The following is a 16852-nucleotide window of genomic DNA, read 5'->3' on the forward strand; positions in this document are numbered from 1 at the left end:
GCGCCCGCACCGCCTTCGCCAGCCTTTGCTCGACATAAAAAAGGCGCTGAGCCATATGGCCCAGCGCCCAATGGCGGCCATCAGAAGTGGAACGGAGCCGAGTCAACCCCGCTCCCCGCGTGCACCACTTGTTTAGCGAATGTTGTAAAACGCTGCCTTGCCGGCGTAGCGCGCACTGCCCTCGAGCTCGTCCTCGATGCGAATGAGCTGGTTGTACTTGGCGATACGGTCGCTGCGGCACGGGGCGCCCGACTTGATCTGGCCGGCGTTGACGCCCACGACCAGGTCGGCGATCGTGGAGTCCTCGGTCTCGCCGGAACGGTGGCTCACGATGCAGGCGTAACCAGCCTCCTTGGCGGTCTCGATGGCCTCGAGCGACTCGGTGAGTGTGCCGATCTGGTTGACCTTGACCAGGATCGCGTTGGCTGCGCCCAGCTCGATGCCCTTCTTGAGGCGCTCGGTGTTAGTGACGAACAGGTCGTCACCCACCAGCTGCACCTTGTTGCCAATGCGGCGGGTAAGCTCGACCCATCCGCCCCAGTCCTCCTCGGCCATGCCGTCCTCGATGGAGATGATGGGATAGGTGTCGACGAGCTTCTCCCAGTAATCGACCATCTGAGCGCTCGTATACTCAACGCCCTCGCCCTTGAGCTCGTACATGCCGGTCTCGGCGTTGTAGAACTCGGTCGAGGCCGGGTCCATGGCGTACATGAAGTCGACGCCGGGCTTAAAGCCGGCCTTCTCCACGGCCTTGGTGATGTACTCGAACGGCTCGGCATTGGTCTTGAGGTTGGGCGCAAAGCCGCCCTCGTCGCCCACGCCGCCGCCCAGGCCGGCCTCGTGCAGCACGCCCTTGAGGGTGTGGTAGACCTCGGCGCACCAACGCAGGCCCTCGGCAAAGCTCGGGGCGCCCACCGGCATGATCATGAACTCCTGGAAGTCGACGTTATTGTCGGCATGCACACCACCGTTGAGGATGTTCATCATGGGCGTGGGCAGCAGGTGAGCGTTGACGCCGCCCAGGTACTGGTACAGCGACAGGCCCGCCGACTCGGCAGCGGCGCGGGCAACGGCCAGCGACACGCCCAGGATGGCGTTGGCACCGAGCTTGGTCTTGTTGGGGGTACCGTCCGCGGCAATCAGCGCGGCATCGACGGCACGCTGGTCGAAGGCGTCGAGGCCGACGACGGCATTGGCGCACTCGTTGTTGACGTGCTCGACGGCCTGAGAGACGCCCTTGCCCAGATAGCGGCCCTTGTCGCCATCGCGCAGCTCGCAAGCCTCAAAGGCACCGGTCGAAGCGCCCGAAGGCACCATCGCGCGACCGAAGCTACCGTCCTCGAGCACAACCTCGACCTCGACGGTGGGATTGCCGCGGCTGTCGAGCACCTCGCGACCGTAAACGTCCAAAATATCGCTCATGTTGTCTCCCTCTCACTTGGAAACGTAGTGGATGCAAGCGACCGGCTGACCGTGCACCATCGGTGCGTCTCCGTAAGTTAGCCATGTCGCACTTTTTGCATTATGCCCTAAGTTAGCCGAGGGATACACTTGATTTTCGAAAAATTTAGCGGGAACGATGAGGCGTGTCAGCCCGTCGTTCCCGCAGTCTTACTCCTCCGCCTTTGCGGCATCCCACAGGTCGTTGAGGCCGTGGGTCGAAAGCTCGGCAAGATCCACGTGGGCATCGGCCGCCATCTGCTCCATCGCAGCCCAGCGACGGCGAAACTTGGCCGTGCTCGCGCGCAGGGCGCTCTCGGCGTCGATACCCTCCTTGCGCGCGACGTTGACCAGGGCAAAGAGCAGATCGCCAAACTCCATTTCGCGCTCGGGCGAGCCAGGGGCCTCGGCCTCAAACTCGGCACGCTCCTCGGCGACCTCGTCCCACACATCCTGGACCGTCTCCCACTCAAAGCCCACGGCAGCCGCCTTGCGCGAGACCTTTTGCGCTTGCATCAGCGCCGGCAGGTGCGTGGGCACGCCGTCGAGCAGCCCCTCGGGCGCGGCCTCGCCTGCCGCCACGGCCTTGTCCTTGGCGGCCTTCTCGGCAAGCTTGACCTCGTCCCAAATCTTGAGCACCTCGTCAGAGCTGTCGGCATCCGCATCGCCAAACACGTGCGGATGACGGCGAATGAGCTTGGCGTCGATATCGTGCGCCACGTCGGCCAGCGTAAACTCGCCGGCGTCCGCCGCGATCTGCGCATGCAACACTACCTGCATGAGCACGTCGCCCAGCTCCTCGCGCAGGTGCGCCGCGTCGTCGGCCTCGATGCAGTCGAGCGCCTCGTAGGCCTCCTCGATCATGTTCTTGCCGATGCTGCGGTGTGTCTGTTCGCGATCCCACGGGCAGCCATCGGGCTGACGCAGACGCCAGATGGTCTGCACCAGATGCTGCAGCTCGGCCGATGCATCTACCAGCGTGGACAGGTCACGCGAACCCTCGGCATTTTGCTGAGCCATATGCTCGGCCATGGCTAGTCCTCCTCCATGATCACGTGGCGGAACGCGCCGCCCTCGTAGATGCCGTAGCTGTGCGTACCGTCCTTGGGGATGCTCACGCTGCCGGGGTTGAAGAGCCACAGGCCCGGGTGCGCGGCGCTTTCCTCGTTGACCTTGATGTGCGTGTGGCCGTAGACGAGCGCTGAGCCCTCGGGCAACGCGGGCGCGTGGTCGACGCTGTTGTGCATGCCGGCGCCAAAGACGTGGCCGTGCGTCAGGAACAGCTCGCGGCCGGTCTCGTCGAACAGCGTAGCGTAGTCGGCCATGACGGGAAAGTCGAGGACCATCTGGTCGACCTCGGCGTCGCAGTTGCCGCGCACCGCGATGATGCGGTCGGCTAGGGCGTTGAGCAGCGGAATCACGCGCTTGGGAGCATAGTCGCGCGGCAGGTCGTTACGCGGGCCATGGTAGAGCAGGTCGCCCAGCAGAACGATGCGGTCGGGCTGCTCGGACTCGATGGCGGCACAGAGGCGCTCAGCCCAGTATGCCGAGCCGTGGATATCGGAGGCGATGAGGTATTTCATGGTGGTCCTTTCGGTGAGGTTGATGGGGTGGGTGTGGCGCGTCGCCGACCGTGTCACTCAAATTGCAGAGCCGCGGCTTGTGCTGCCTGCATCACGCGCTGGAGCGGCACACCGTGCTCGCGGGCAAGGCGGGCGCAGTCCTCGTACTCGGGCGCTGCACGCTCGCTGCCGTCGGGCAGGGTGGCCACCTTGACGGACACCTCGCCCCATGGCGTCGTCACCTGCTCAAAGCGGCGTGGCAGGCAAACGCGTTCCATGACCTGGCGACGGATGCCATTGGTCGTGGTTTCCAAAAAGATGATCGTCTGCAGGCGCTCGATGTCCTCGTGGGCGCAGATTACCTGCAGCTGCCAGCCGGGACGGCCTTTCTTGCAATAGACGGGCAGCCAGTGCACCTCGCGCGCACCCGCCTCGCGCAGGCGGTCGGCGGCGTAGGCAAGCACCTCGGGCGACGCGTCATCAATATCGCATTCCAGCTTGACGATGGTTTCGGGCGCATCGGTCTCGCGGGACAGCGGGGATGTGCTATCGCATGGCATACGGTCCGGCTCCTTTCCGCGCGGGCTCGTTTTGTTCATCCAAACGCTAGCACATCGCGGGCGGCGCAGGGGCGGCGTCATGGGATAGGTGCGACTTTTGCTGGGCGCAAGTGCTGGCGCGCTCCAACGCCGGCCCGCTCCACTCAAACGTGTACGTCAGCCTCCAAACATGTCATTTTTTGCAGCTTTTGGAGGCTGATGTACACGTTTTGAGAGCGCAAGCGAGGCCGCACCGCGCGTCGCGCAGCCTTTCCAATCGATTTCGACCCCCGGCGTGTCCGGCGTGTTGAGAGCTACGCCATTACAATGAAGCGGATTCGCTTGACGCAAAGGAGCTGCCATGCCTGCTTGCCCGCTGGTCGATTGCCACACCCACACCTCGTTTTCGGACGGACATGCCTCGTTTGAGGACAACGTTCGCGCCGCTGCTGCGGCCAGCTGCCGCGTCATGGTCTCAACCGACCATCTCACCCTGCCCGCCAGCATGGATGCCAACTGCGAAGTGCAGGTTACTGAGGGCGACCTGCCGGCACATCGTCTGGCTTTTGAGGATGCTCGCAAGCTTGCCGCGCAGATCGCGCCGGAGCTCGAGCTTATCTATGGCTTTGAATGCGATTGGTACGAGGGCTGCGAGCCTTTGGTCGAGCGCTGGTCCCGAGGCGCCGTCGTGCGCCTGGGCAGCGTGCATTGGATTGGTAACCCAGGCGATATTGCGGCAGGTGCTGCGGGCACGGCGGGGACGGAGGACGTCGCTCGTCCCGATACGCCCGATTCGCGCTGCGGCTGGATCGACGATGACACCAACCTGCACGTTTGGGAAAACCTGGGGGTACGCGGCGTGTGGGAGCGCTACGTCGACGACTGGTGCCGCGCCTGCGAGAGCCCGCTCAACTTTGATGTAATGGCTCACCCCGACCTGGTCATGCGCTTTTCGAAAGAGGGCTTTGCGCCCGACTTTGACCCCGCGCCGTTCTGGGGGCAGATGGCAGAGTGTGCACACGACGCGGGCCGCCGCGTTGAGGTCTCGACCGCTGCGCCGCGCAAGGGACTCGACGACTACTATCCCACGACCGGGTTGTTGCGTTGCTTCGCCCACGCCGAGGTGCCGATCACTTTTGGCTCGGACGCACACCGCGCCTGCGACATTTGCTGGAACATCCGTGAGACCCAGGCACACGCCTACGACTGTGGCTACCGAACCTTCGACATCCCCCACCCCACCGGCGAATGGGAACCCACACCCCTCGACTAGCCATCCCTTCATAAGTTGCGGTGGAATAGGGATTGTTTTGCCTGATGAAGCGCTTAAACAGTCCCTATTTCACCGCAACTTCCATGACCCCGTTACACCAACAAAGACTGTCCCAAACGACTAGTGGCGGCGGGCGTTGAGTTCGCCGGCCAGCTCGTCGAGGGTAATGCCGTAGCGCTCAAGCGTCACGAGCAAGTGGTAGACCAGGTCGCCAGCCTCGTAGCGAATGTGATCGTGATCGTTATCCTTGCAGGCCATGATCACCTCGCTCGCCTCCTCGGCAAGCTTCTTGAGCAGCTCGTCCTCGACGTCGGTCAGCAGGCGAGCGGTATAGCTCTCCTGTGGCGACGCATCGCGACGACCGTGAATCACCTCGGCCAGACCTGTCAGCGTCTCGCCGATATTTCCATCCTGAACGTTTGCGGTGCGCACACCCATGGTTCAATCCTTTCTGGTGGCCGAGCGTCTAATCGAGCGCCCGCCCTACGCGAGTTTTTTAAAGAAGCAGGTACGGTTGCCGGTGTGGCAGGCCGGACCCGGCGAGTCGACCTTGACCAGCAGCGTATCGCTATCGCAGTCGGCCCAGAGCTCCTTGACCTCCTGCATGTTGCCGCTCGTCGCGCCCTTGTTCCAGAGCTCCTGGCGGCTGCGGCTCCAAAACCACGTGGTGCCGGTCTTGAGCGTCAGCCCCACCGATTCCTCGTTCATCCAAGCAACCATAAGCACCTCACCAGTGTCATACTGCTGAACCACACAAGGAATCAATCCTTTGGCGTCGTATTTAAGATCCGCTGGAGTAGTAATTTCTCTCATTTCAATTCCCCAATTTAAACATCGCCGGAAGGTCGGGTGCCTGGGCAAGCCGCAGCATTAGAAGTCCAGCCTCACAGGAATACCTTGAGAGGCCATATACTCTTTGACTTCGCGAATGCTGAAGGTTCCAAAGTGAAAGACGCTCGCCGCCAGCACGGCGTCGGCCTCGCCCTCGATCACGCCCTCGGCAAAATGCTCGAGTGTGCCCACGCCGCCGCTCGCGATGACGGGAATCGGCACCGCGCGCGCCACGGCGCGGGTGAGCGCCAAATCAAAGCCGGCCTTGGTGCCGTCGCGATCCATGCTGGTCAGTAGGATTTCGCCGGCGCCACGACGAGCCGCCTCCTCGGCCCACGCCACCGCGTCGATACCCGTAGCGTTGCGACCTCCTGCGGTAAAGACCTCCCACCTATCGGCACCCGGCTCTCCGGGCAAACCGACGCGCTTGGCATCGATCGCCACGACCACGGCCTGGCTGCCAAACGCCGCGGCAGCCTGGCTGATCAACGACGGGTCGCGCACAGCGGCAGAGTTAAGCGACACCTTGTCGGCGCCGGCGGCAACCATGGTCCGCATGCCCGCCAAGTCGCGAAAGCCGCCGCCCACGGTATAGGGAATGGCGAGCTCCTCGGCCGCATGCGCCGCCATCTCGATAGTCGTCGCACGGTTGTCGCTCGTGGCGGTAATGTCCAGGAAGACGACCTCGTCCGCTCCCTCGCGGTCGTAGGCACGCGCCAGCTCCACCGGATCACCCGCATCGCGCAAGCTCACAAAGTTGACGCCCTTGACCACACGGCCGTCCTTGACGTCCAGGCAGGGAATCACACGCTTGGTAAGCATGGGCTACTCCTCCCCTCGGGCGGCGGCCAGCGCCTGGGCCAGCGTAAAGTTGCCCTCGTAGAGCGCACGACCAGTGATAGCACCCTCGATGGCGCCCTCGCCCACCGCGGCAAGCGCGCGAATATCGCCGAGCGTCGAGATACCGCCCGACGCCACGACGGGAAAGCCCGCGACCTGCGCCACATGGCGATATGCCGCCACGTCGATGCCCGTCTGCATGCCATCGCGCGCGATATCGGTATAGACCAGGTGTTTAAAGCCCAGCTCGGTAAGCTGCGCCACGGCATCGTCGAGCGCCACGCCCGCGCCGTCACGCCAGCCGTTCACCTTGACCTGACCGTCGCGCGCGGCGATATCTGCTACCAGCAGCTCGCCAAAGCCTTGGGCTGCCACCTCAGCAAAACCCGGCTCGGTCACGAGCACGGTGCCCAGCGCAATGCGGCGAGCACCATAGCCTGCCAGCTCATCGATGCGCGCGAGTGAGCGAACGCCGCCGCCCACGTCCACGGACAGACCGCCGACGCCGCAGATGGCCTTAATCGCCGCCGAGTTGGCAGCGCATGTGTCCTCGTCCTCACCAAAGGCAGCGGACAGGTCGACGACATGCACCCAGCTTGCGCCCTGCTCGGCAAACGAGCGGGCGACGGCCACGGGGTCATCGGAATATACCTTGCAGCGGTTGCGGTCACCGCGCTCCAGGCGCACAACCTTGCCGCCGATCAGATCGATTGCGGGAAACAGGATCATCGGCCAACCTCCTCGACGATGCTCACGAAGTTCTTAAGAATACGCTGACCCAGCGCGGAGGATTTCTCGGGATGGAACTGGCAGCCCCACACGTTACCGTGGCGCACGATGCACGGGAAGCTCCGCGTATAGTGCGTGCGTGCCAACACATCGGCGGCATCGACGTCGTCGGCCACCGCGTAGCTGTGAGTGAAATACATGTTGGCGCCCTCGGCAAAACCGGCAAGCAACGAATCGGCCGCACCGGCGGGCGTCATGTGCACCTGGTCCCAGCCCACGTGCGGGACCTTCAGACGGCTCGACTCCAGGTGCGTGCACGAGCCACGCATGATGCCCAGGCCATCGACCCAGGGACCACCGGCCTGCTCGGAGGCATCGTCGTCCGCGTCCGCACCCTCGTCCGCAGGCACGCCCTCGTTGCCGCGCTCAAAAAATAGCTGGAGGCCCAGGCAGATGCCGAGCAGCGGAGTTCCGGCGGCAACGGCATCGAGCACGGCCACCTCCTCGCCGCTCTGGCGCATAAAGGCGATCGCGTCATAGAACGCGCCCACGCCCGGGATGACCAGGCCGTCGGCGTTGCGGATCTGCTCCGGATCGTCCGACGTGCAGGCGGCGGCACCGGCGCGCGCAAGCCCGCGCACGACGCTCGACAAGTTGCCCTTGTGGTAGTCGACCACCACAATCTTCGGTTCGCCCACGCGACCCTCCACTTCTCATCATCCAAAACCACCGCAAAGGGGACAGGCACCTTCGTGGTGGTTTTACCCTTGTGACGGTTACAGCGAGCCCTTGGTGCTGGGGATGCCCTGCACGTGGGGATCGAGCTCGCAGGCGTGACGCATCGTGCGGCCCACGGCCTTAAAGGCGGCCTCGATAATGTGGTGCGAGTTGCCGCCCGCCAGCTCGCGCACGTGCAGCGTGAGCTTGGCATCGCGTGCAAAGGCATAGAAGAACTCGACGGCCAGCTCGGTATCAAAGCTGCCCACGCGCTCGGTCGGCACGGGCAGCTCACAATAGGCCTGCCCACGGCCCGAGATATCCACGGCGGCCATCACGAGCGTCTCGTCCATGGCGATCGCCGCGTCGGCAAAGCGCGTAATACCCGCCTTGTCGCCCAGCGCCTGGCAAAACGCCTCGCCCAGCACGATGCCCGTGTCCTCGACGGTGTGGTGCGCGTCGACCTCGACGTCGCCCACCGCGCGCACCGTCAGATCGAACAGACCATGGCGGCCAAAGGCGTTGAGCATGTGGTCGAAAAACGGCACGCCGGTCGAGATATCGCACACGCCAGATCCGTCCAGGTCGAGCTTTACGACAATGTCGGTCTCGCCCGTCTTGCGGGTTACCTCGGCATAGCGGTCCATCTACATCTCCTCCTTCACCAGCGCGGCAAACGCAGCCAGCACCTCATCGTTTTCCCGCGGCGTGCCCACGGTAATGCGCAAGCAGTCCGCGAGCCCCGGCGCGTAGCTAAAGTCGCGCACCAAAATCGAGTACTCGTCGCGCAGGCGCTCGCGCACGCGTGTGGCATGCGGCGTACGCACGAGCACAAAGTTCGCCGCGCTCGGCCATGCCTCCACGGGCATGCCCTCGGCAGCCATCGCGCGCAGAGCGGCCTGTTCGCGTTCGCGCTCGGATGCGACCTGCGCCACCACGGGCGTGTAGGCATCACGGGCACGCACGCAGGCAAGTGCTGCCGCCTGGCTCAGTACGTTGACCGAATAGATCTGGCGAATCGCCGCGAACACGTCGATGACTTCGGGCGCCGCAATCACATAGCCCAGACGCGTGCCGGCAGCGCCAAACGCCTTGGACAACGTATGCAGAATCACCAGGTTGGGATGCTCGGCGATAAGCCCCTGCGCCGTGGTGGCCGCGCCAAACAAATCGTCGGCAAACTCAACGTAGGCCTCGTCGACCATTACCATGCCGGGGCACGCATCGCACAGCGCCGCGACAAAGTCGAGCGGTGCCACGTCACCCGTGGGGTTATTGGGCGAGGTCACGATTGCCAGGTTGCACTCGGACGCCGCCGCAAGCACAGCTGCCTGGTCGAGCTCAAAGGTCGCGGGGTCGCGCCACACGTCGCGCACCTCGGTCTGGCAGAGCGACGCAAAGAACGCGTACTCGCTAAAGCACGGCGGGCAGTTGAGCAGGGTCCGTCCCGCGCCGCCAAACGCCAACAGGTAGTTATAGAGCAGCTCGTCGCCGCCGTTGCCCACGCAGACATTCTCGCGCGTCACACCATGCCAAGCGGCAAGCTCGTCGCGCAGATCGTTGGACATGGGATCGGGATAGCGGTTGAGCGGTGTAGCGGCCAGGGCGGCGTCGACCGCCTCGCGCACGCCAGCCGGCACGGGATAGGTGTTCTCGTTGGCCGAAAGGTTGATGCGCGTGGGCGTAAAGTTGGGATCGTAGGGCTCAATGCCGGCCAAGTAGGGCTGGACGAGCTCCTTCATGCGCGGCGTGAGTTCGGACATATTAGGCCTCCTTGCCAGTCGCGCCGGCGCCATCAGCGCTTGCAGCCGCCAGGTCCACGCCCTCGGCAACCGTCGCCACGGCGTCGCCCGGCCAGGCAACCTTGGTCAGGTCGGCCGCGGCGAGCGACTCGGCGCTCACGGCATCCTCGCCCTGCTCCAACACGCGGCGGCGCAGCGCGGCGGAAAGCGCGTGTGCCCACAGACCCTCGGCCTCGGCGAGGCGCTGCGTGGCAGGAGCATCGGAGAGCAGGCCCTCGGGTGTATAGCAAATGACACTCGAGCGCTTGACGAACTCCTCCACCGAAAGCGGGTTGGAGAACATGGCCGTGCCGCCGGTCGGTAGCGTGTGATTGGGGCCGGCAACGTAATCGCCGAGCGGCTCCGAGCTCCAAGCGCCCACAAAGATAGCGCCGGCGTTGCGAATGCCGCCGAGCAGGCCCATCGCGTCCTTGCAGTGCAGCTCAAGGTGCTCAGGCGCCACCGTGTTCACGGCCTCGACGGCGGCGGCCATGTCGGCGGCCACCACGATGGTGCCCTCATTGTCGAGCGAAGCGCGCGTAATCTCGGCACGCGGGGACTGCGCCACCAGGATGTCGATACCCGCCTCGACCTCACACGCAAACTGCTCGTCGCAGGTCACCAGATAGCAGGCCGCCAGCGGATCGTGCTCGGCCTGGGCCATCAGGTCGGCCGCGACCACCATGGGCTTGGCCGTGGCGTCGGCCAGCACGCAGACCTCGGAGGGACCAGCAACCATATCGATACCCACGTCACCCGAGACAATCTGCTTGGCAGCGGCGACAAAGGCGTTACCCGGGCCGGTAATCTTGTCGACACGCGGAATGGTCTCGGTACCGTACGCCAGCGCGGCCACGGCCTGGGCGCCACCCACCATATAGATCTCGTCCACGCCGCCGAGCTTGGCAGCCGCGAGCGTATAGGGGCTGATTAGGCCATCTTTTTGCGGCGGGGTCACCATGACCACGCGCTTAACGCCAGCCACCTTGGCAGGGATGGCGTTCATAAGCACCGTGGAGGGATACTGCGCACGACCGCCTGGCACGTAAATGCCGGCAGCGGCAAGCGGGGTCACCTTAACGCCGAGCATCGTGCCGTCCGGGCGCGTGGTAAACCAGCTCTGCTCGACCTCACGCTGGTGGAACTCGCGGATCTGGCGTGCGGCCTTTTCGAGAGCCGCGACAAAGGCAGGATCGAGGCCTTCGAGTGCAGCATCAATCTGCTCCTGCGGCAGGCGAAAACTCTGCAGCTCGACACCGTCAAAACGCTGGCAGTAATCGCGCACCGCGGCATCGCCGTTGGCGCGTACGTTGGCCACGATATCGCGGGCGGCGTCGACGATGTTTTGTGGCAACACGCCCTTGCGGTTGAGCTGGTTGGTAACGAGGCGCTCACCGGGAGCAAGCTTGATCGTCTTCATATCGGTATCCCCTATCGGTCGAGATTATGTTCGAAAAACGAGAGGTCGGGCGGCGGCGCCAACGGCCCGCAGCCCGTACGTTGGGGCGCCCGTGCGTGCTCGCGCTATTGTGCCGAGCCCGCGACGGGCTCAAAATGCTTGTCCTTCACGGCCGCGGTCAGGCGATCTGCCAGATTGCGTACGCGCGGATCCAGGCGAGCGGCGCCCGGATTGACAAAGAAACGGGCCGTGCAGTCCATGATGCGGCCGGTGATGACCAGGTCGTTATCGCGCAGCGTGGCGCCCGTGGCGGTGATATCCACGATACGGTCGGTCATACCGACAATGGGGCCCAGCTCGATGTTACCGTGCAGCGAAACGATGTCGACATTCACACCGCGTTCGGCATACCAAGCGCTCGCGATGCGCGGGTACTTGGTGGCCACGCGAAGAGAACCGCGACGGGCATAGTTGCGCTCGGCCTGGCCAGCGCGCCACGCGGGCTCCGCCTCGATAAACGTGCACAGGCCGTAGCCCAGGTCGACCAGCTGCAGCAGGTTGAGGTCGGCCTCGATGAGCGAGTCCCAGCCGCAGATGCCGCAGTCGGCGCCGCCACAGCCCACAAAAGCGGGTGCGTCGCTGGGACGCACGATGACAAACTCGATATCGCCGACCGTGCCCTCACCAGCGTGTGTGTCGCGGCCGCGCACGATGAGGTGACGGCCGGGGTCGCGCAGCTCAGAGACATCCAAGCCCGCGGCCTCGAGCACGTCGAGCGTGTCGGCCTTGAGCGAGCCCTTGGGCACGGCGATGCGCAGTGGACCCTCGGCGCCGCGGCCCACGGCATGGTCACCATCGGAAGCAGCGTCCTCGGCCGAGGTATGCGCGGCCTCCAGACGCTCGAGCGAAAAGGCAAAGCCCGCCGCCGGCACCTCGATGCCGTCGCCAAATGCGCCAGTAAAGATGGAGTCGTAGCGTCCGCCTGAACCGACCGGATCGGGCAGGCCACCGGCATAGGCCTTAAAGACCAGGCCCGTGTAGTAATCAAACGAGTTCATGATGGAGAAGTCGAAGGACAGCACCCGGGCGTCCTCGGGAGCCAGGCCATCGACCAGGGCACGCAGCTCGCGCGTGAGCGGCGCAACAATGCCCGCCGCCGCCAGCAGCGCGTCGACGCGGTCGAGCACCTCGGCACCACCGTGCAGGCGCGGCAGCTCGCTAATGGCGACCTTAACGGCCTCGGACTCTGCGCTTTCCGCCACGCGGGCATCGAGGCCCACGAAGTCGTTGGCGTGCACGCAGCGCAGCGCCTCGGCAGCCAGCTCGCGATCTTCGCACGCCGCAAGCAGTTCCTTAAACGGACGCACACTGCCCGCGATAATGCGCGCATCGGGAAGTGCCAGCTCGCGCACGGCCTCGGCCACCAGCGAGACGATCTCGACGTCGCCCGCAGTGTCGCCCACACCGATGAGCTCAAAGCCCAGCTGCGTAAACTGACGCGAGCCACCGGCATTGCGCTGGCACTCGCGAACCACCGGCGCCTCGTAGCGAAGGCGCAGGGGCAGGTCGGCAGCGCACATGCGGGTCGAAACCAAGCGCACGATCGGCAATGTGTTGTCGGGACGGACCACCAGCAGGCGACCGTCGTCATCAAAGAGCTTAAACGGCGTGTCCGCAATGCGGCCGCCCTCCTCGAGCGAGCCCTTGTCCTCGAGCAGCGGCGTCTCGACCGGAAGGTAATGATGCTCCCTGAAGCAGCCCTTCACCGTACATGCAATCTCCTCGCGCGCCTGAGCCTCCTCGGGCAATATGTCCCGGAATCCCCACGGTGTGGCCGTCATCTGGTGAGCCTCCTCATGCTGTGTTTCATATAGAACAGAAGACCGGCATAGCTCCGCCGGTCTTCTGGGTACTTTAGCATACTAGAGTGCTTGCGGGGAAAATCCGTCGAAGCCGCTCACACCGTATTCATTTGGAAACATGGGGCAGGTTGCCGCAACCCAACCCCACCTAGGCGCCAATCGCACGACGATACTCTGCCATTACCTGTGCATCGGCAGCTGCGGGGTCAGCAAAATAGCGCCAGTCATAGGTCTCGGCCGAAACAACTCCGCGATAGCCGCGCGCCACCAGCCTATCCAGGTCGGCGCGCATATCGCGGTCGCCGTCACCCCAGGCAAGATGCGTCGTGCCGTCTGCCGCAACATCGACAAAATGCACGTGGGCGACATCATCGCCAAGCAGATCGAAATAATCGTCGATGGTATCCCCCGCCACCGCCATAGCGCCCAAATCCAGACACGCCTTAAGTGCCGGATGATCAACTGCCTCGATCATGCGCTTCGTATCGGCCGCCGAGTTCACGATCATCGACTCAACCGGCTGTAGGGCCTCGAGCACCAGTCGAACGCCGCACTCTCCCGCATGCTCGGCAATCGCACGCAGCATCGAGGCGCTGCGACCCCACGCGTCCTCGATTGGCTCGTTCAAAAATGCCCAGCCGCTCGAGACCATGACCTGCTCGGCTCCAAGTTCCGCCGCGATATCCACAACGTTCTTAAAGTACGCGAGCGTGCGGGCACGCGCCTCATTCCCGCGCGCCGCGATATTCCACGGCTTGGGGTTGTTCTGTTCGGGACAAAGCCCCACAATCCGAACCCCATACTGCTGCGACAGCTCCCGCACCTGCTCGAGCGAATCGTATCCATGGCAATCGACATACAGATGCATCCCGGTCCAAAGCTCGCAACACGTGTAGCCCGAGGCCGCTGCCGAGGAAAAGAATTCCTCAAGGTCAAAATAACGATGGCTGATATTCATGACGGCAAGCTGCGGATACTCCATCTTGTCCACCTTTCGGCAAAAGGGCGCCGCAGCACAGTGTGCGCGACGCCCCCTCTTACATTGTTCTCATTATGACGGATACTCTACTGGACACCAAGCACTCCAAAGAACGCGCCGGCGATACTCACGAGCAGGATCACGAGCATGATGAGCAGCGGATTCATCTTCTTCTTGAGCATGAGATAGACGATTCCAAACAGCCCCATCGTGACAAAGCCCGGGAAAATTCCGTTGAGCAGCTCGGCCAGCGTCTGAGCACCATCGCCCGCGCCGACCATGAGCGGAATGTCCACGGTGACCATCTCCATGGTCATAGCACCGATCACCATGGCGCCCATGATAGAGGCCATCTTGACGATCGTGTCCATAATGCCCGATTCCTGGACTTTGCTGATCATGTCCGAGCCAAAGCGATATCCCACAAACGTCAGCAGGTAACGGATGATGTAGTGAGGGACGTTGAACACGAGCAGGAACAAAATCGGGCCAAGAATGGAGCCCTGCAGCGCCAGCGACGTGCCGACACCCGTTGCCAAAATTCGCAGCGTGCCCCAGTAGAAGGCATCGCCCACGCCGGACAGCGGCCCCATCAAAGCAAGCTTGACATTAGAGATCGCGCTCGTGTCAAAGCTATCGTCAGTAGCGTTGACCTCCTCCATTGCAGCGGCGATGGACATGGGAAGCGTCGAGATGTACGGCGTGACGTTATAGAGCTCCATGTGGCGCTTAAGGGCGGCCTTAAAGTCCGCATCCTGCGGATACAGCTTGCGAAGAATCGGCATAAGGGCCCACATAAAGCCGATATGGCCCATACGCTCGTAGTTCCAGGAATGCTCATAGGGAATCGAGCGCCAGAACAGCTTCTTAAGGTCTGCGCGGGAAATCAGCCCGTCGTAAGAAGACTCAAACTTAAAACTCATCGAACCCACTCCCAATCGCAGGATCCTCGGTTGCCACTGCGGGCTGCTCCGCTTTTTTCTTATCACCCAAAACCGTCATCGCGACGACGATGATCGCGGCAAAGATCGCCACGCCCGTCGTGCTAATGCCAAAGTAGGCAACGAGGAAGAAGCCAGCGAAGAAGAACGGAGCCACCGTTTTGTTCATGATCATCTGAGCCAGCATCGCAAAGCCGAGTGCGGGCAAGAAGGCGGCGGCGACATCCATGCCGGTCTGAACGAAATCGGGAATGATGTTGAGCAGGCTGGCAACAGCATCGGCGCCAAAGAAGAAGGCCAGGGGAATAATCAGCAGGCCGCACCAGCTCTGCGCGTAACCGGCGATAAGCATGTTGCGCGTAATGGCCTTGGTGTCTCCGTCCTCGACGTTCTTGTCGATACGGTGCACCAGCAATAGCATCACCGGCTGGCCCAGGGCCGTATCGAGCGCCAGGACGATCGTTGCGATGGGAATGCCCAGGGTCAGGGCCGCCGAAGCGTCCGCGCCGGCCTGCATGGCAAGCGACACACCCAGGATGGTTCCGGAAATCGTATCGGGCGGGTTATACGCACCGACCGAGATGGCGCCGACCATGGCAAGCTCCATCGTGGCGCCCATGATCGTGCCGGTCACCATGTCGCCCATGACAAGGCCAACCAGAGGTCCGAGCACAATCGGGCGCTGGAGGTAGCTCGTACCGGTCAGCCACTCGGAATAGCCCAAAAGGGCAATAAGGAAAATCAGGATTGTCTTGATAACCATGATGGCCCCTAACCGATGACCTTCGCGGCGTCAGTCTTCGCATCTGCCGGAATCATTTGAATGAACAGCTCGTAGCCCTCGCCGAGCAGTTCTTTGACGTATGCCTCGTTTTCGGGCGTAAGGAACACGCTCGTCGAGACCTGGCGGGCATCCTCGCTAAAGGCAACATTGCCGAGGTTGATCTTCTTGACGCCCATCGCCTTGGCGACGGCACCGGCCTGCTAGATCGTCTCGCAAACTACGAAGAGTTTGTACTTATCGGTCACACCGCTCTGGAGCGCCTTGACGGCATCCTCGGTGTTTTTGACGACAACCTTGCAGCCCTCCGGTTTTGCAAGGGACAGGGCCTGCAGACGAAGCTTGTCATTGAGGACCGTGTCGCTTACCAACAGGATGCAGTCGGCACCCAGAGCCGAAGTCCAGCTAACGGCAACCTGGCCGTGCAGCAGTCGATAGTCCACGCGAATCATCTGAATCATGATGTGCTCCCTAGCGATTAAAACTCATCGAGTTCGGCCTGCCCCAGCAGGTCGTTGACGTACTTGACCTTGGTGTCGTCCGCCTCGACGATCTGGCGAATGGCCTCATCAATTGGAGTGGAGTCGGGCACGAACAGCAGCTGAATAAGGAGCGGCAGGTTCATATTGGTCACTAGGTGCGTGTTGGGACGCGTCTGGACGATCTTGGTGAACTCGTTGTTGACGCTGCCGCCGAACAGGTCAGTGCACACGACAACCTCGTCGTCCGCAGCAAACCCATCGAGAACCGCTGCGGCCTCCTTGGTCAGGTCCTCGTTTCCGTCGACATACATAGACAGCGCATGGACGTTTTCGCGCTCACCGGAGAGCAGCCCAATGCTCTCGACGATTCCAGACGCAAAATGAGCATGGGATGCAACGATAAACCGCCTCATTTGATTCCCCTTTCTTGCGAATTTCGGCATAAAAATGCCCGGACGCATGCGCCCGGGCAGGGTGCTTCTTGATCAGTAGCTTATTTGTCACCGATTAGTAGTCGAACTGGTGATAGTAACGACGGTAGTTGAGGTTGTGCTTGGTGACCGTCTCGTAGTAAGCGGCAAGGCGATCGGTGATCAGCGAGGAGAGGATCCACGGAGACACGATGACGCGGAACTCGTCGTCAAGGCCGGGGATCGCGAACTCGGCGGTGTCGATGATGTTGATGTCGGTGTCGCC

At 62.9% G+C, this 16852-nt stretch carries 18 protein-coding genes and 2 pseudogenes; 1 reads left to right on the forward strand and 19 read right to left on the reverse strand.

Going from position 1 to position 16852, the window contains the following annotated elements; all coding sequences use genetic code 11:
- Positions 1-132: 132 nt before the first annotated feature.
- The 4 genes from eno to larC2 form a co-directional block, all read right to left on the reverse strand.
- Positions 133-1422 carry a phosphopyruvate hydratase gene (gene eno / locus ABG996_RS06905; RefSeq protein WP_195624859.1) on the reverse strand — a complete coding sequence of 430 codons (1290 nt, stop codon included), beginning with the start codon at positions 1420-1422 and terminating at the stop codon, positions 133-135.
- Between the two features lie 189 nt (positions 1423-1611).
- Positions 1612-2472, reverse strand: coding sequence for a nucleoside triphosphate pyrophosphohydrolase (mazG, locus tag ABG996_RS06910; RefSeq protein WP_347479231.1), 861 nt, complete (start codon positions 2470-2472; stop codon positions 1612-1614).
- Positions 2473-2474: 2 nt separating this feature from the next.
- On the reverse strand, positions 2475-3023 hold the full coding sequence (yfcE, locus tag ABG996_RS06915; RefSeq protein WP_347479233.1) for a phosphodiesterase: 549 nt from the start codon (positions 3021-3023) through the stop codon (positions 2475-2477).
- 53 nt (positions 3024-3076) lie between these two features.
- The gene (gene larC2 / locus ABG996_RS06920; protein WP_229057840.1) at positions 3077-3562 is read right to left on the reverse strand and encodes a nickel pincer cofactor biosynthesis protein LarC2; all 486 of its coding nucleotides are present in this window, start codon (positions 3560-3562) and stop codon (positions 3077-3079) included.
- A gap of 340 nt (positions 3563-3902) precedes the next feature.
- Here larC2 and ABG996_RS06925 point away from each other — a divergent pair, with 340 nt between their 5' ends.
- Positions 3903-4814 (forward strand): PHP domain-containing protein, encoded by a 912-nt coding sequence (locus ABG996_RS06925; protein WP_347479235.1) that lies wholly within the window; start codon positions 3903-3905, stop codon positions 4812-4814.
- Between the two features lie 120 nt (positions 4815-4934).
- On the opposite strand, the gene hisE is transcribed toward ABG996_RS06925, so the two are convergent.
- The 15 genes and pseudogenes from hisE to ABG996_RS07000 form a co-directional block, all read right to left on the reverse strand.
- Positions 4935-5252: a phosphoribosyl-ATP diphosphatase gene (gene hisE, locus ABG996_RS06930; RefSeq protein WP_006235893.1), complete on the reverse strand. Its 318-nt coding sequence runs from the start codon at positions 5250-5252 to the stop codon at positions 4935-4937.
- A 45-nt stretch (positions 5253-5297) separates the two neighbouring features.
- On the reverse strand, positions 5298-5627 hold the full coding sequence (hisI, locus tag ABG996_RS06935; protein WP_006235892.1) for a phosphoribosyl-AMP cyclohydrolase: 330 nt from the start codon (positions 5625-5627) through the stop codon (positions 5298-5300).
- Positions 5628-5684: 57 nt separating this feature from the next.
- On the reverse strand, positions 5685-6467 hold the full coding sequence (hisF, locus tag ABG996_RS06940) for an imidazole glycerol phosphate synthase subunit HisF (RefSeq protein ID WP_347479237.1): 783 nt from the start codon (positions 6465-6467) through the stop codon (positions 5685-5687).
- A gap of 3 nt (positions 6468-6470) precedes the next feature.
- Entirely contained in the window at positions 6471-7214 is a 744-nt protein-coding gene (locus tag ABG996_RS06945; protein WP_346979705.1) for a 1-(5-phosphoribosyl)-5-[(5-phosphoribosylamino)methylideneamino]imidazole-4-carboxamide isomerase, read from the reverse strand.
- Entirely contained in the window at positions 7211-7912 is a 702-nt protein-coding gene (locus ABG996_RS06950; RefSeq protein WP_347479238.1) for an imidazole glycerol phosphate synthase subunit HisH, read from the reverse strand. The genes ABG996_RS06945 and ABG996_RS06950 overlap by 4 nt, the downstream gene beginning before the upstream one ends.
- 78 nt (positions 7913-7990) lie before the next feature.
- Positions 7991-8578: an imidazoleglycerol-phosphate dehydratase HisB gene (gene hisB / locus ABG996_RS06955; protein WP_347479240.1), complete on the reverse strand. Its 588-nt coding sequence runs from the start codon at positions 8576-8578 to the stop codon at positions 7991-7993.
- On the reverse strand, positions 8579-9694 hold the full coding sequence (gene hisC / locus ABG996_RS06960; protein ID WP_347479242.1) for a histidinol-phosphate transaminase: 1116 nt from the start codon (positions 9692-9694) through the stop codon (positions 8579-8581).
- A 1-nt stretch (position 9695) separates the two neighbouring features.
- Positions 9696-11132: a histidinol dehydrogenase gene (hisD, locus tag ABG996_RS06965; protein ID WP_347479244.1), complete on the reverse strand. Its 1437-nt coding sequence runs from the start codon at positions 11130-11132 to the stop codon at positions 9696-9698.
- Between the two features lie 104 nt (positions 11133-11236).
- Positions 11237-12952 (reverse strand): ATP phosphoribosyltransferase, encoded by a 1716-nt coding sequence (hisG, locus tag ABG996_RS06970; protein ID WP_347479246.1) that lies wholly within the window; start codon positions 12950-12952, stop codon positions 11237-11239.
- Positions 12953-13121: 169 nt separating this feature from the next.
- Positions 13122-13955 carry a sugar phosphate isomerase/epimerase family protein gene (locus ABG996_RS06975; RefSeq protein ID WP_347479248.1) on the reverse strand — a complete coding sequence of 278 codons (834 nt, stop codon included), beginning with the start codon at positions 13953-13955 and terminating at the stop codon, positions 13122-13124.
- Between the two features lie 83 nt (positions 13956-14038).
- Positions 14039-14875, reverse strand: coding sequence for a PTS system mannose/fructose/sorbose family transporter subunit IID (locus ABG996_RS06980; RefSeq protein ID WP_117564887.1), 837 nt, complete (start codon positions 14873-14875; stop codon positions 14039-14041).
- Positions 14865-15656 (reverse strand): PTS mannose/fructose/sorbose/N-acetylgalactosamine transporter subunit IIC, encoded by a 792-nt coding sequence (locus ABG996_RS06985; protein ID WP_117629984.1) that lies wholly within the window; start codon positions 15654-15656, stop codon positions 14865-14867. Before ABG996_RS06985 ends, ABG996_RS06980 begins: the two co-directional genes overlap by 11 nt.
- Positions 15657-15664: 8 nt before the next feature.
- A pseudogene (locus ABG996_RS06990) lies at positions 15665-16135 on the reverse strand (PTS sugar transporter subunit IIB).
- 17 nt (positions 16136-16152) lie between these two features.
- Positions 16153-16569 carry a PTS sugar transporter subunit IIA gene (locus ABG996_RS06995; protein WP_347479249.1) on the reverse strand — a complete coding sequence of 139 codons (417 nt, stop codon included), beginning with the start codon at positions 16567-16569 and terminating at the stop codon, positions 16153-16155.
- Positions 16570-16663: 94 nt separating this feature from the next.
- Positions 16664-16852: pseudogene (locus tag ABG996_RS07000) on the reverse strand (SIS domain-containing protein); the annotation flags it as partial.

Source organism: Collinsella aerofaciens, assembly GCF_039836695.1.
Classification (GTDB): domain Bacteria; phylum Actinomycetota; class Coriobacteriia; order Coriobacteriales; family Coriobacteriaceae; genus Collinsella; species Collinsella aerofaciens_BD.

Coding starts and splice junctions, on each gene's coding strand:
- hisC (WP_347479242.1), bottom strand. CDS start 9,694: ATGTCCGAACTCACGCCGCGCATGAAGGAGCTCGTCCAGCCCTACTTG.
- ABG996_RS06980 (WP_117564887.1), bottom strand. CDS start 14,875: ATGAGTTTTAAGTTTGAGTCTTCTTACGACGGGCTGATTTCCCGCGCA.
- mazG (WP_347479231.1), bottom strand. CDS start 2,472: ATGGCCGAGCATATGGCTCAGCAAAATGCCGAGGGTTCGCGTGACCTG.
- ABG996_RS06945 (WP_346979705.1), bottom strand. CDS start 7,214: ATGATCCTGTTTCCCGCAATCGATCTGATCGGCGGCAAGGTTGTGCGC.
- ABG996_RS06995 (WP_347479249.1), bottom strand. CDS start 16,569: ATGAGGCGGTTTATCGTTGCATCCCATGCTCATTTTGCGTCTGGAATC.
- hisG (WP_347479246.1), bottom strand. CDS start 12,952: ATGACGGCCACACCGTGGGGATTCCGGGACATATTGCCCGAGGAGGCT.
- hisD (WP_347479244.1), bottom strand. CDS start 11,132: ATGAAGACGATCAAGCTTGCTCCCGGTGAGCGCCTCGTTACCAACCAG.
- hisB (WP_347479240.1), bottom strand. CDS start 8,578: ATGGACCGCTATGCCGAGGTAACCCGCAAGACGGGCGAGACCGACATT.
- hisI (WP_006235892.1), bottom strand. CDS start 5,627: ATGAGAGAAATTACTACTCCAGCGGATCTTAAATACGACGCCAAAGGA.
- yfcE (WP_347479233.1), bottom strand. CDS start 3,023: ATGAAATACCTCATCGCCTCCGATATCCACGGCTCGGCATACTGGGCT.
- ABG996_RS06985 (WP_117629984.1), bottom strand. CDS start 15,656: ATGGTTATCAAGACAATCCTGATTTTCCTTATTGCCCTTTTGGGCTAT.
- eno (WP_195624859.1), bottom strand. CDS start 1,422: ATGAGCGATATTTTGGACGTTTACGGTCGCGAGGTGCTCGACAGCCGC.
- ABG996_RS06925 (WP_347479235.1), top strand. CDS start 3,903: ATGCCTGCTTGCCCGCTGGTCGATTGCCACACCCACACCTCGTTTTCG.
- ABG996_RS06975 (WP_347479248.1), bottom strand. CDS start 13,955: ATGGAGTATCCGCAGCTTGCCGTCATGAATATCAGCCATCGTTATTTT.
- hisF (WP_347479237.1), bottom strand. CDS start 6,467: ATGCTTACCAAGCGTGTGATTCCCTGCCTGGACGTCAAGGACGGCCGT.
- hisE (WP_006235893.1), bottom strand. CDS start 5,252: ATGGGTGTGCGCACCGCAAACGTTCAGGATGGAAATATCGGCGAGACG.
- larC2 (WP_229057840.1), bottom strand. CDS start 3,562: ATGCCATGCGATAGCACATCCCCGCTGTCCCGCGAGACCGATGCGCCC.